Annotated in this window: 12 protein-coding genes; 3 read left to right on the top strand and 9 right to left on the bottom strand. The window is 38.8% G+C overall.

The window, feature by feature from the left end:
- Window positions 1-9: 9 nt before the first annotated feature.
- The 9 genes from AC6UDC_RS01415 to AC6UDC_RS01375 all read right to left on the bottom strand — a co-directional run bounded on the left by AC6UDC_RS01415 (window position 10) and on the right by AC6UDC_RS01375 (window position 9,429).
- Window positions 10-1,134 (bottom strand): glycosyltransferase family 4 protein, encoded by a 1,125-nt coding sequence (locus tag AC6UDC_RS01415; RefSeq protein WP_500720945.1) that lies wholly within the window; start codon window positions 1,132-1,134, stop codon window positions 10-12.
- 31 nt (window positions 1,135-1,165) lie between these two features.
- Window positions 1,166-2,590 carry a flippase gene (locus tag AC6UDC_RS01410; RefSeq protein WP_500720943.1) on the bottom strand — a complete coding sequence of 475 codons (1,425 nt, stop codon included), beginning with the start codon at window positions 2,588-2,590 and terminating at the stop codon, window positions 1,166-1,168.
- 2 nt (window positions 2,591-2,592) lie between these two features.
- Window positions 2,593-3,711 (bottom strand): UDP-galactopyranose mutase, encoded by a 1,119-nt coding sequence (gene glf / locus AC6UDC_RS01405; protein WP_500720941.1) that lies wholly within the window; start codon window positions 3,709-3,711, stop codon window positions 2,593-2,595.
- A 1-nt stretch (window position 3,712) separates the two neighbouring features.
- Entirely contained in the window at window positions 3,713-5,023 is a 1,311-nt protein-coding gene (locus AC6UDC_RS01400; RefSeq protein ID WP_500720938.1) for a hypothetical protein, read from the bottom strand.
- Window positions 5,024-5,067: 44 nt separating this feature from the next.
- The gene (locus tag AC6UDC_RS01395) at window positions 5,068-5,907 is read right to left on the bottom strand and encodes a GT-D fold domain-containing glycosyltransferase (RefSeq protein WP_500720935.1); all 840 of its coding nucleotides are present in this window, start codon (window positions 5,905-5,907) and stop codon (window positions 5,068-5,070) included.
- A gap of 9 nt (window positions 5,908-5,916) precedes the next feature.
- A complete protein-coding gene (locus AC6UDC_RS01390) occupies window positions 5,917-6,879 on the bottom strand; it encodes a glycosyltransferase family 2 protein (RefSeq protein ID WP_500720932.1) in 963 nt (320 codons plus the stop codon).
- A gap of 15 nt (window positions 6,880-6,894) precedes the next feature.
- Window positions 6,895-7,680, bottom strand: a complete 786-nt coding sequence (locus AC6UDC_RS01385) for a DUF4422 domain-containing protein (protein WP_500720930.1) — start codon at window positions 7,678-7,680, stop codon at window positions 6,895-6,897.
- 12 nt (window positions 7,681-7,692) lie between these two features.
- The gene (locus AC6UDC_RS01380) at window positions 7,693-8,358 is read right to left on the bottom strand and encodes a sugar transferase (RefSeq protein ID WP_500693331.1); all 666 of its coding nucleotides are present in this window, start codon (window positions 8,356-8,358) and stop codon (window positions 7,693-7,695) included.
- Between the two features lie 93 nt (window positions 8,359-8,451).
- Entirely contained in the window at window positions 8,452-9,429 is a 978-nt protein-coding gene (locus tag AC6UDC_RS01375) for an LCP family protein (RefSeq protein ID WP_500693330.1), read from the bottom strand.
- A 193-nt stretch (window positions 9,430-9,622) separates the two neighbouring features.
- On the opposite strand from AC6UDC_RS01375, the gene AC6UDC_RS01370 reads away from it, so the two are divergent.
- The 3 genes from AC6UDC_RS01370 (at window position 9,623) to AC6UDC_RS01360 (ending at window position 14,468) form a co-directional block, all read left to right on the top strand.
- The gene (locus tag AC6UDC_RS01370) at window positions 9,623-10,090 is read left to right on the top strand and encodes a GreA/GreB family elongation factor (protein ID WP_500706345.1); all 468 of its coding nucleotides are present in this window, start codon (window positions 9,623-9,625) and stop codon (window positions 10,088-10,090) included.
- Window positions 10,091-10,252: 162 nt separating this feature from the next.
- Window positions 10,253-12,394 carry an ATP-dependent Clp protease ATP-binding subunit gene (locus tag AC6UDC_RS01365; RefSeq protein WP_500708963.1) on the top strand — a complete coding sequence of 714 codons (2,142 nt, stop codon included), beginning with the start codon at window positions 10,253-10,255 and terminating at the stop codon, window positions 12,392-12,394.
- Window positions 12,395-12,551: 157 nt separating this feature from the next.
- Window positions 12,552-14,468 (top strand): acyltransferase family protein, encoded by a 1,917-nt coding sequence (locus AC6UDC_RS01360; protein ID WP_500720928.1) that lies wholly within the window; start codon window positions 12,552-12,554, stop codon window positions 14,466-14,468.
- The last annotated feature ends 78 nt before the right edge of the window (window positions 14,469-14,546 follow it).

The raw sequence follows: 14,546 nt of genomic DNA, 5'->3' as shown, positions 1-14,546 counted from the left end.
AAGGTTTACCTAATCATTAAACTTTCGAGTTAATTCATTGAAGCCGCGTTCCCACGCCCTCCAGTTCAATTTAGTTTCATATAGTTTTCGCGCGTTTTGCGCCATCGCTTCCAACTTTTCTGGTGACTGCGTCAGATCGATCACTGCATCGGCAAAATCCATTGCCGTAGCGTTCTTATTGAGCCGATAGCCACTGTAATCATTAATGACATAAGTGCCAATCCCACCGGTGTCATATGTGATGGAAGGCAGCCCGTATTCAGCGGCTTCCGCAAACGCAATCCCCGCACACTCCGCCTTTGTTGGCAGAACAAACAGGTCACTCTCATTATAGAGTTGAATCATCTTGTTAAGACCGGAATCCGTGTGTTTGGAAACAAAGCCATGAAACTTAATATTGTCTGATAAATCTTGGTCAGCTGGTTGATTAAGACCAATGACATTAATCATAAACTTATCGGGAAATCGTTCGTTCAACTCGTCCATCATGGAACAAATGAGGTCCATTCCCTTTCGTTTCCACTCAACACCCACAAACAATAATCTAATCTTACCGTCTGGATCAGCTTTGTGAGCTACAAATTTATCGGGTAAATTAGCGCCAAAGGGTAACACCTTAACCTTATTGTTATCAACTCCATAAGTGTTGACAGCTCCTTCTTTGGCCCATTCACTGGCCATTAAAATCAAGGAAGCTTTTTCAAAGGTAATTTTATTCATTTGAGTATGAATACTGATTTGTTTTTTAGTTAAATGGAACCAATAATAATCAATCAATTCGGTAAACGTCGCATCATTTAAAAAAACGATTGGTAAGTCAGTTTGCAAAAATTCAACGAGATTATCCTCAGCCGCAACGAAGATAAAATCAATATCAGATTCATGCTTCAATTTCCGCTGTAAAGATTGACCCTCAACCTTTGCAATCCACTCGTCAGAGAAAGCTTTTAAATCAGGCAACTTAAGCCACTTAGTAAACTTTCGAAAAACCTTTCCTAAAAACAGTTTAATACCAGATGGACGAACTGAAACAACTTGGTTTTGTTCATCAATGACATTATAAATGTTACTAGTTGTACCAGACCATACAGAAACATCACTTAATTTGTCCTCACTAATAAAAGCAATTTTCATTGGGCATAACCTCTTACTTTTTAATTATTAATTAAAATCTACTTTTAACAACGTTAACGATATCCTTTGAAACTTTTGTTCTAAACACAAAGATTAAAGATACATACACAACAATTCCAACCATCACTTCGATGATCAGATCAATCCATTTAACATTTAGAGTAATGTCTAGGACAGAAACGATCGCAAACATTATGAGACCAGCAATAAAGTACTTAAAGAATCCGTGGTACAACTTTCTAAAGTCAATTTCATCCTTAACAGCATATAGTTGGACTAGAGTGACAATGGCTTCTGAAAGAACCGTCGCAATCGCGGTTCCCACTGCTCCCCACAGTAAAATTAAGGGAACGTTAGTTACGATGTTAACAATTGCACCAATAATGACCGAATAATTATAGGCCTTGTTTTGGTTGGTCGGAACCAAGTATTGGACTCCAATCGCATTACTCCACGCAATCATGACTACCACAATTGACTCGATCATCATTAGCGGAACAACTGCCATAAATTTCGGACTGAAAAAAAGTGGAACAAAGCTCGGAGCAACAGCCGCAATCCCAAACGCAATGGGAATGGACAACGCCGTCACAAACTCAAAACTCTGATACAAGTAGTCTTTAACCTTCTCGTGTTTTCCTTGCATGAAGGCATTTGCCACGTGCGGAAGCATGACGGTTCCCGTCGCAGTAACGACCGCTAATGATAGCTTGACGATCTTATCCGACTGATCAAAGTAACCAGCTGCCGTAACGGAGGTCATTGCCCCCAGCATCGTCTTATTAACCACTAAATAAATCTGAGTGGCAATTTCTGGAACAAAAAGAACCATCGACGGCCAAAAATGCCTAAACCAGTGAAAGTTTTTCCAGTCCACTTTTCCTAAATATCTTCTTAAACTTGGGAATAAGGTCAGATTTCCAATCAATAGCGACATAGACAGTATAAATATGTATAACCACAAGTCACTATATGACTTGACGAACGCAAAAATACTGAAAAGCGTGATTATTTTAACAACAAAGTTTCTTAAAACGGTCACAGCAAAGTTTTCCACCCCCTGAAAGAACCAGGAGATATCAAACGCAGCCGCAAGCAATGAAAAAGATTGGGCAATGTAATAACTGTGAAAGCGATGCACAAATGCCAAAAAAATAAAGAAGGCAATGTACGCCACTCCAATCGTTACCATTCGCATAAAGAATATTTCATAAAAGGTGTTGGTTAGTTTTTGCTTATTATTTCGCACATACGCAATCTGCCGATTACCATAGAGTGCGACCCCAACACTTCCAAAGATAATGAAATATTGAATATTAGCATTTGTATACGAATTAATACCAACCCCTTGTGGTCCCAAAACACGGGACAAGTATGGAGTGGTGATTAAAGGAACTATCAACACAAATAGTTGATAGGACGCATTATACAAATAATTCTTAATTACTTTACCCAAATTTATTCACCAAATTCGTTTTTAACTAGTCTCAAAGCTGACATGATGGTCTGATCCATGTTGTAGTAACGGTACTGACCTAACCGGCCACCAAAGACAACGTTTGGCGCATCTTTTTCAGCTAATTCTACGTAATTCTTGTACAAAGAACGATTCTTTTTATCATCGATTGGGTAGTATGGTTCATCCCCACGGTGCCATGTCTTTGGATACTCATGGGTGATGACGGTCTTATTCTTATTACCCTTACCGAACTCAAAGTGTTTGTGTTCAATAACTCTGGTGTAAGGCGTCTCAGCATCGGTATAGTTGACTACCGCGTTCCCTTGGTAGTTATCAACGTCTTTCACTTCAGTATCAAACTTCAAGCTACGGTACTCCAGAGCTCCCAATTCATATTCAAAGAACTGGTCAATCATTCCGGTAAAGATGATACGCTTACCAGACTTCAAATATTCATCCTTTTTATCAAAGAAGTCAGTGTTAGTTTTAACATCGATTAAGTCACTAGCAAGCATCTTTTCGATAATTTGAGTGTATCCACCAATGGGAATTCCCTGGTATGGATCGCTAAAGTAGTTGTTATCATAAATGAATCGGACTGGGATTCTTCTAATGATAAAGGCTGGGAGATCAGTGGCTTTTCTGCCCCACTGTTTCTCAGTGTATCCCTTTACCAATTTTTCGTACAAGTCAGGACCAACCAGTGAGATAGCCTGTTCTTCCAAGTTAGTTGGCTTATCCGGAATATTAGCACTCCGCTTTTGTTCCTCAATCTTAGCCTTAGCTTCTTCTGGTGTTCTAACACCCCATAGTTTATTAAAAGTGTTCATGTTGAACGGCATGTTATAGATTTCACCGTGATAGTTAGCAATCGGACTGTTAACATAATTGTTAAAGTCCGCAAATTGATGCACATAATTCCAGATGTCCTTCATTTTGGTATGAAAAATATGAGCTCCATATTCGTGAACTTGGATGCCCTCTACTTCTTTGGTATAGATATTGCCACCAACGTGATCACGCTTCTCAATCACCTCAACGTGATTGCCGCGTTTAGCAGCTTCATATGCAAAGGTTGATCCAAATAATCCAGAACCAACCACTAAATAATCAGTCATGTTATCCTCCAAAATGTAATAGTTTATTAGGGCGAGCCCCACTTAAATTGTTTTGGGTTCCACCCGTCAAGTATAAATAGCTTACTAAATAAATTGATAAAAAGAAATATAATTCTACTTCATTAACAATAGTAAAAAACAATAATACTAGCAATAGTGAAGATACAATTATAGTATTTAAGTCTTTTTTAACAATAGAATAAATCAAAGGAACGAGATAAATTAGTAAAAGTACGATTCCCCCATATGCAAGTACTTGCATTAATCCAGCTGAAAAGCCATCATTTCCACCCGCTTTTAGTCTGGATGCAGACATAAATTTCTTTAATATATCAAAGTTACCAATTCCATTTCCAATAATTGGATGGAGCATAAAAGCATGGAAACCAGCTGAAATATCATTACTTCTAATGGTAGTAGAACTCTTCATTGACTGCATCTTACTAGAAATTACAAATCCAGCAAAAAAACAAGCAAAAGCAACCAAGAAAAATCCAATAATATATCTATCAAACTTTGAAATTTTCTTGACAATCCCTTTCCATTCTACCGCAAAAATATAAATCACTAATGATAATAATGAAATAATGATTCCTGTAGTAGAAGTAGTGGTAATGATTGTCATATAAAGAATTACCAACTTTAATTTTCGTTGTTTAAGGTCTGGACATAAAAATAAGGTAAAGATAATTGCACTAGATAACACAAATGAGAACATCGGAGCTTCAATGAATAAGCCTGTATTTCTCACTAGATTAATACCTAAAAATGGAACAGAACCTTGAGTCACAAATTGAAAAATAAAATAACCAGGAACTTTAATATCATGTCCCCATTGGGCAATAAATTCAGTATTAGTGGGAATATCAAACTCAGAAAGTAACCAAAAGAACAACGACATTACTGATAGACAGGTAACAATATTAATAAAGTAAACAATTACATTTTGCTTTTCATAAATCACAATACAACTATATAAGTAAAGAATTATTGGTAGATATAAACAAAAAAATATAATTCTAGGCAATGAGTACTGATAAACAAAAAAATTACAAATCAAAAAGATACTCATAAATACTATAAAAATAACCAGAGGTACTTTTACTCTTTTAAACCGCTCCATGATAGTATCACGATAATAAAAAACATATTCAAAAACGATTAATAATGGTAAAAAAAACGCTCCAATTTTAACAATTTTAAAAGGTTGATACGTCGAAACCCAAAACACACTCTTACAACTTAATACTAAGAAAAATATAAACACATAATTTATGACCTTAAACCATCGCCGATTATTAATTTGGCCCATTAAAAACAACTCCTACATTTTACAAATACGATAATCAGATAATTTTAATTACTTTTAACTTCATTAACGGCTTTCCCATCAATTTTGGTTCTCTTCTTATCTCCGTTTAAAAACCAAGTATACTCCACATCAAAGTGACCAATATCAAGAACCTGTTTGTTTAACGTTTTAGTCAGGTCATACGAAAGAATGGTAGCCGTTGGGCCCAGTGCGGCCAGGACTAAATCTGGATTTTCTTTTACAATTAAATCTTTAGATCGAATTAAAATGTCATCATACTGTTCAAAAGCATTATGACTTGGACATTCCAGCCGAAGTATCCCCCTTGCACTTTCTAATAGGTCGTTCCCTTCACCAAAGTGCGTCTGGTCACCCTCAATTACTAAAACCTTTTTATTTGAAACGTATTTCTTAAACTCATCAAAAACGTACTTAGTAATATTCTTGTCTTTTAAATCCATGTAAATGCGGGTAACGCTGGCATTATAATAAATTCGATTTTGATCTAAATTTTTAAGCCACTCAGAACCAAATTTCCCCATTTCACGTTCCCAGTACATGTCAGCGTTCATGATACTTGGATCTCTAAAAGCTTGAGGAAGTCCAATCTCATGACCATTAAGATTTGAGTGCAGCACTTCTAAAAGCCGTTCGCTCAATTCTTTTGAATCGCGTTCAAACGATTTCTGACCCGTCATGTTAATCCATTTAAACTCGCCATCACCAAATCGGCTAAGGGAAATATGATCGCCAGTAATCGCGTCGATGGTTTGTTCAATGGATTTAACTTTCAAAGCTTGAAATTGTTTCTTATATTTAATTTGATAGATTGGAATATAAAGAGCATCGTTAAACGCCTTATACACAAAAGACTTTAAGTTCAAATCTATTTCTCACTTTCGTTTTGAATACAACTTAATGTAAGTCTTTGGCATCATGAAAGCCAAAACAATTGCAACAACATACTTCTTGCTCAATTCCTTTAAAGCGGACGAACTAATTAAAGGCCGCAAGATCAAACGCTGCGATTGAGCGTCCCAATTCGGATTATTCAAGATGTTGCGGTGAACGTAAAACAAGTCAATCCGCGCCTTGAAGCTTCTGAAGTATTTCGCTAATTCTGGGTGGTTAGCGATTAATTTATCGACCTTATCAATGTACTCATTACACTTATCAAGTAATTGAGGATCATACGTATTCGTAGTTGATCCCTCATGCTTATACAACAAATACATCGGTTGATTAATGTAGCCAATCTGTTCCCAATTAATCGACAACAGGTATTGAAGTACAAACAAACTGTCTTCAAAGAAGTTTTTGTTGCTCATCTTAATCTGATGTTCCTCAATAATGGCTTTAACAAAAATCTTATTCCAAAGGCCGACGTCCATTTCTTGATTTTTAGTAAGGTAATCCCCAAGCAGCTGAGCATCACTAGTAGCATCCTCCATTACCGAATGATCCTCAACCTCGACCCGACCATTCGGAAATTTCTTCTCGATTCCCGCAATTACTAGTTGCATGTCTTGAATCTTCTCACCCATCGTTTGAATGTATCCGGGTAAATATTCATCATCATCATCAGAAAACATGATGTATTTCCCAGCAGCATGACTGAGCCCCTTGTTTCTGGCCTCAGCTTGATACTGATGGTCAGTATAAAAAAGTTGGATGCTCTTGTGATGGAGCATCCGTGACTTGATAATATTTACAGTGTCGTCGGAGGATCCATCATCAATAATTAAAAGCTCAAAGCTAAAATCGGTTTTCTGATTGAAAATCGAATCAATGGCGTTTCCAATTGATTTTTCCGAATTAAAACTGGGCATGATGATACTAATGTCATAGTCAGTCATTAATGGCTCCTCTTTCTAGTAGTGCGTTTCGTCTTTTCCGACGTTACTGGAGAACTTTCGTTTTACAAAGCCCCACGCCTTTTTAACTAAATGACGATCACCGATTTGAATCCAGTTGCATTCGGTATATTTAACGTGATTTTTATTAATCCAAACGTCCATCAAAACTTCGGATAAATAACCGAAGACCCGCGCCTCTTGAACCGAATAATTGGAAATGTCAATTTGTTTTTCGACGTTAAAAAGAATGTTAAAGAGCCATTTACAATAGTCGTCAAAGTAATTTGTTTTCATGATGAACATGTTAAACATGTGGGCTGAACGACTGTGCATGACCTGGTCAAAACTGGCTAAGTAATCGGGATCGATTTCTGAAATGGCCTTACGAGTCTCCTCTAACGGCTCTTTGTAGTGAGAGTGTACATAATGCGAATAAATGGTTTCAACGACGTAGTACCGCTTTCGTGGTAACACGACTGGAGCCTTTTCTAGCATCTTTTCGGCTTGCTCATTAGTCAGCACCTTATCAAGCGAACGATCAAGGTGTTTGCTAAAAAGACGACGATAGTGAACCAGCCCAATGGCATCGACATCATGTAAGTTCTTCCATGCCCAGTAAACGGCAGTTAGTTCATTGTAATTGGGATTTTTGGCCGAGATGTTGTCACCTTGATTATCCAGTTGAAAACCCTTTTGGCCCTTATAATTTTTGTCAGCACCAACTAAAACTGGTCGGTACAAATCTTGATCTTTTGGCATCGGCGCATCTTTATGGGACGCCACCAGAATTGCAATTTTCATCCTTCAACCTCTTTAATAAGCAGCGTTTGGAACCACCATAATCTGAACCGTCTTGCATATGATCTTCAGATCAAACCAGAAACCACTGTTCATAATGTAGACGATGTCCAAATAAACCATGTCATCAAAACCGACGTTATTTCTCCCCGTCACCTGCCACAAACCAGTACAGCCAGGTTTGACTAACAGTCTCTGGCGATCATAGTCCGTGTATTCGGCGACTTCTTTTGGAAGCGGTGGACGTGGCCCAACCAGTGACATTTCACCAATCAAGACGTTCACTAACTGAGGCAGTTCGTCTAAACTATACTTTCGAATGAAACGCCCGACCTTGGTAACTCGGGGGTCATCCTTCATCTTAAACATGGCCCCATCAACTTCATTAAATTTTTTAAGTTCAGCTAATTTTTTGTCAGCGTTAGGGATCATCGACCGAAACTTATACATGTTGAAAACGTCCCCATTACAACCAACTCGTTTTTGCGTGTAAAAAACCTTACCATGCGACCCATCACACTTGATTAGAATGCTAAGCACTAAGAATAAAGGACTTAGTAAGATAAGCCCAATTAGACTGGCAGTGATGTCAAATATTCTTTTACACGTAAAGTAGACTGGGCGATTCTGGACTTTTTTGGGATCAAGCCAGATCGTCTTTCTCTTTAGGTTCTCTTCCATTCATCATGACTCCCTCATACTTAGTTCTAATTACCCTTTACGCTAAAATGTTCTCCTCATAAACTTAGGAGAACATCTCGTTGCTATTTAAATCTAGTGATAAGCTGCGGTTCCAGTCTTAGCGGCAGGCAAACCTAGATTCTTCCGAATGAAGTTGGTAGTCTGTTGCAATTGACTTTCCGTTGGCACCTGCATTGCTGAGTTCTCAATCATCTGGTTTTCACCCTGAAGATGATTATCAACAAAGTCACCGTGTTCACGGTAACTAGTAGCAAGTTTCGTCAAATCACTTGAGTCCAAATCAGTCTGACTGGACTTGGCAATTGAACTAATGAAGTCGTTGTTCATGAGATGTGATACCGAACCACCTTTAGCTGCAATTGCTTGAAGAACCTGACGTTGCCGCATTGTTCTTCCGTAATCACCAGCTGGGTCAGAATATCTCATTCTTGAATAAGAAAGTGCTTCTTTTCCGTCCATCTTAGTTGGTTGACCCTTCTTGAAGTTATAGCCTTCATAACTAAAGGACAACGTTGGTGTGATAGTGACTCCACCTACTTGGTCAACGATTTCCTTTAAGCCACCCATGTTAATTAAGACATAGAAATCAATTGGAACGTTTAACAGTTTTTCAACGGTCTTAATGGCGGTCCCAGCACTTCCGTAAGTGTAAGCGGCATTAATCTTAGATGGTGAATACTGTGGGTATCCGGGAATATTAACGGCAGTATCACGTGGGATACTTGTGAGCGTCATTTTCTTGGTCTCTGGATTAAGGGTGGCAACCATTAAAGTATCGGTTCGACCTTTATAATCACGATCAAGAGCACCCGTATCAGTCCCAAGTAATAGGATTGAAATTGGTTTTTTATGATTTAACAGCGCGTCAGTATCTCGTTGTTTCTTGATTCCTGCACTCTTATAAGCTTTGTTAATTTCATTTGATGCAGATTTATACTTGTAAGCACCATATCCTAAAAACGCTAAAACAATCGCTACAATCACGATCACAACTAGAATAATGATGTTACGAGTCTTATGAGATTTCTTCTCCATGTGACGGCTTCTCATATTATTTCTCCTTAGAATAAAATCGATTTTGAATTAATCATAGTGTAATAATATCATAAGCTGCTAACGATGAAAACTTTATAAGGCAATAAGTTACCTTTTGTTACCATTATTTAAACTACATTATGTTAAAATTTGGTCGAAAATAGGAAAAAGACTGAGGTGAACTAAGTTGGCGACATACTTTAATAAAATGACACGCAACGGCTACAAACAGATTCAAAATGAAATCAAAAAGCTGCAAAAAAATCGTCCGGGAAAAATCCAAGCCTTACACGATGCCGCTGCTCTGGGTGACCGTTCTGAAAACGCGGAATACAGTACCTCTAAAAGAGAACTCCATCGATTAGAAAGTCGCTTGCGTTATTTTAGAAAACAGGAACAATATGCTGAGATTGTTAGAAAACCTGATAATGACCGAATCGGCATTGGTAGCGAGGTTAAAGTGCAATTTTTAGAAGACGGTGATTTAGATTCCTTCCTTATTGTGGGGAAACAAGAAGCTGAATTCTCTAAATTAGATGAAAACAAAATTTTTTACGATTCTCCACTTGGAAAATCATTACTAGGTCATCATCTTAATGAAACAATTTCAGTAAAAGCCCCTGAAGTAAACTATAAATTAAAAATCTTGCAAATCGGCACCAGTCAAGGGAAATAGTTTGACCAACGTTGACCAAACCCGGTAGATATGAGCTAATTACTATGCATTCAATTCAAAACTGGTATAATTAGAATTGGAACTTGAGATATGTTCCTATTGTTTATCTTATGTAGTTATAAACTCACCAAGTGGTGAAAATAGGAAAGAGGGAAATTGCACATGGCAGACAATTTTGGAAATGATCCATTCGGAAACGGAATGGACGATTTATTTAATAGTCTAATGAATGGAGGAATGGGTCAAAACCCTAATGCTCGTTACGTTGTTAACGGTCACGAACTTACTCCTGAAGAAGTTGAAGCAATGAGAAAATCAGGTCAAATCCCTGGTCGTCGTGGTAGAAACGGCGGAGGCAACAACGCCAAGCAACAAAAGAAAGCTGAAAGTTACTTGGACAAAGTTGGTCGAAACCTAACTGATGAAGCTAAACAAGGTTTACTTGACCCAGTTATTGGACGTGACAAAGAAATCCAAGAAACCGCTGAAATTTTGAGTCGTCGCATCAAAAACAACCCAATTTTAGTTGGTGACGCTGGTGTTGGTAAGACTGCCATCGTTGAAGGTTTAGCTCAAAAGATCGTTAAGGGTGATGTCCCTGGCGCAATCAAAGACAAGCAAATCATTTCAATCGATTTATCTTCTCTTGAAGCCGGTACTCAATACCGTGGTTCATACGAAGAAAATATTCAAAAATTAATCAAAGAAGTTGAAGAACGTAAAAACGTTATCCTATTCTTTGATGAAATTCATCAAATCGTCGGTGCCGGTGCTTCTGGTGACGAATCTGGAAGCAAAGGGTTAGCTGACATGATCAAACCAGCTTTGAGCCGTGGTGAAATCTCAGTTATTGGTGCCACTACTCAAGACGAATACAGAAACACCATTATGAAAGACTCTGCACTTGCACGTCGTTTCAATGACGTTACTGTTGACGCTCCAAGTAAAGCTACTACCCTTGAAATCTTGAAGGGCATCAAGAAAGCTTACGAAGACCATCACCAAGTTACCTTACCTGACGATGTTTTAAAAGCTGCCGTTGACTACTCAGTTCAATACATCCCTCAACGTTCATTACCTGACAAGGCCATTGACTTGATCGATATGACCGCTGCTCACTTAGCCGCAAAGCACCCTGTTACTGACAAGGTTACCCTTGAAAGTGAATTAAAGGACGCTAAGAAGGAAAAAGAAGACGCAGCTAAAGCTGAAAAGTACGAAGATGCAGCTAAAGCAAAGACTAAGATCGAAGATATCGAAAAGAAACTTAAGAGTGACGACACTAACACTGACCGTCCTGTTGCAAAGGTATCAGACATTGCTGACTCAGTTGAAAGATTAACTGGTATTCCAGTTTCACAAATGAGTGCTAACGACCTTGAAAGATTGAAAGGTATGGATACTCGTCTTAAGGGCCGTGTCATTGGTCAAGACCAAGCTGTTGACCTAGTTGTTAACGCTATCCGTAGAAACCGTGCCGGTTTTGACGAGGGTAACCGTCCAATTGGTTCATTCTTATTCGTTGGACCTACTGGTGTTGGTAAGACTGAATTAGTTAAGCAATTGGCTAAAGACATGTTCAACGATGAAAACTCAATCATCAGACTTGATATGTCAGAATACCAAGATGTAACTGCTGTATCCAAGATGATTGGTACTTCAGCTGGTTACGTTGGTTACGGTGACAATGGTAATACCCTTACTGAACAAGTAAGAAGAAACCCATACTCAATCGTATTGCTTGATGAAATTGAAAAGGCTAACCCACAAGTAATTACCCTATTACTTCAAGTTATGGACGATGGTCGTTTGACTGATGGTCAAGGTAACGTGGTCGACTTTAAGAACACCGTTATCATTGCTACTTCAAACGCCGGATTCGGAAACGATTCAATGAGCAAGAACAACAAGAAGGACATGTCAATTATGGACCGTTTGGCTCCATACTTCAGACCTGAATTCTTGAACCGATTCAATGCCATTGTTGAGTTCTCACACTTGACTAAGGACGACTTAAGCAAGATTGTTGACCTGATGATCGGTAACTTAAACGACACCTTAGCTCAAAAAGACATGGAACTTTACGTAACTCCAGATGCTAAGAAATGGTTGATGGATCAAGGTTACGACGAAGCCATGGGTGCTCGTCCATTACGTCGAGTAATCGAACAACAATTAAGAGATAAGATTGCGATGTACTACTTGGATCACCAAGATGTTAAACATCTTAAGGCTGACCTTAGAAAAGACACTATCGAAATCACTAAGAATACTGACAAGACTAAACTTGCTAGTGGTGACTAATTAAGTTAGTTATATTTTTAAAAACATCTACCAATTATGGTAGATGTTTTTTTGTGCCCAAAATCTTTTTCTTAAGATTTGCTGAAACCCGTATACAGTGCGGTCTTTGCGTGCTAGACTGGCTATTATACAAACTAATAATTAGGGATCCAATAATATGAATAATAAAACTACAAAACGTCGGTTTATTACCGGCTTCACCGGCTTACGGGCACTTGCCGTTATCTGTGTCATCTTATATCACCTGTCACCTAGCGTATTTACTGGAGGATACCTAGGGGTTCCGGTGTTTTTGACGTTGTCAGGATATTTGGTTACCGATCATCTGATTACCGAGTACCATGAAACGAACCATTTCCGCTACGGCTACTTTTGGTCAAAACGATTAAAGCGGCTGTATCCCACCCTCATTACGATGTTATTTGCGACCGCTGCATACATAACATTGTTTCAACGTAATCTACTCGCGAATCTATGGCAGAGCGTCGTATCTAACTTAGCTTACGTATATAACTGGTGGGAAATCATGAATGGTCAATCGTACTTCCAGAACTTTGCTGGAAGTGCTTCCCCATTTACTCACCTTTGGACCCTTGCGATTGAAGGTCAATTCTACCTAGTTTGGCCCCTGATTGCCTACTTCTTACTTAAGAAATTTCACGGAAACAAACATCCCATTTTCTACACTGCCATTCTACTATCAGTTCTTTCAGTCATTTTAATGGCCGTTCTGTATCATCCTGGTAGTGATCCTAGTCGAGTTTACTACGGGACTGACACCCGGATGTTCTCAATTCTTTTTGGTGCTGCCCTGGCCGTCTTCTGGCCGAGTACCCAGAAACGCGATCATGACAACCAAAAATCGTTTTTACTGGACGTCTTTGGTCTAATCGGAATGGTAGGAATGGGTTGGATCATCGTTACCACTGGTTCACAATCACCGTTTTTGTATCGTGGTGGCATGGCACTGTTCTCGATCTTTACCATAATGGCCATGATGGCGGTTGTTCATCCTAATAGTCACTGGAACCGCATCCTAACCAACAAGTTATTTGATTGGATTGGTTCTAGAAGTTATGAAATCTATGTTTATCAGTTCCCTGTTTTTGTTTTCTTTGCCGACAAATTTAAAGATGTAGCTGATCATCAATGGTTGTACGCTCTTATCGAAATTGCGATTATCATCATTATCTCAGAATTATCGTACCGCTTCATTGAGGTTCCGCTCGCAAAATACGATTACCATCGGGTCCCTGAATTCTTCAAGACCCTCTTCAACGTTTACAAGATGAGTCTTGACCAGATTAAAGATTGGCTGACCTCGTGCTTTAAGCACCACATGGTCCTAAAGGTCCTAGCAATTATTGTATTAACCATTGGCACGGTTGGTATCTTCCAATCAACCACGGTTAATCCGAAGGCCGCCAATCACACGCAACTGGCCACCCGAATTCAAAAGAACTCTAAGGCGCAAGATAAGCACAACGAAAAACTAGCCAAAGAAATCAAATCCGGTAAAAAATCAAAGAACACGAAAGTCAATAAGAAGCTGGAAAAAGACGGACTAACCAAGCAACAACTCCAAGAAGCTCAGAACCTCTCTGGAAGTGCCATTGGTGACTCAGTCATGCTATCTGGACGCGATAATCTGCAAAAGATCTTTCCAAAACTGTACATTGATGCTGCCACCTCGCGTCACCCTCAAGATGGAGTTGCCATCATGAAGAGTATGCAACAACAAGGTTTGTTGGGTAAAAACGTCATTATCGGCCTTGGAACTAACGGTGCCATTAGTGATGAGACAATGAAACAGTATATGGAAATTGCGGGAAAGAACCGGCACGTCTTCTGGATTAACACCTACGTTCCGACCCAGCCATGGCAGAACCAGGTTAATTCGTTTCTAAAGAAGGCTCAAAAGAAGTATAAGAACCTGTATGTGATCGACTGGTATGATTATGCTAAGTCACATCCACAGTACCTCTATCAAGACCAGACGCACCCTAACGTGCAAGGAACGCCAAAGTATGCTTCCTTCATCGCTCAAAACGTTTTGAAGCACGCCGAAAAATAATCAATAAACCAACCGTTTAGGGGTTGGTTTATTTTTTTCGAAAGAATAGACGTGGCTAAGATTTTCTTATAAGATATA

This window comes from Fructilactobacillus sp. X7R7C1 (genome assembly GCF_059901065.1).
This window is presented reverse-complemented; position numbering and strand designations above follow the sequence as displayed.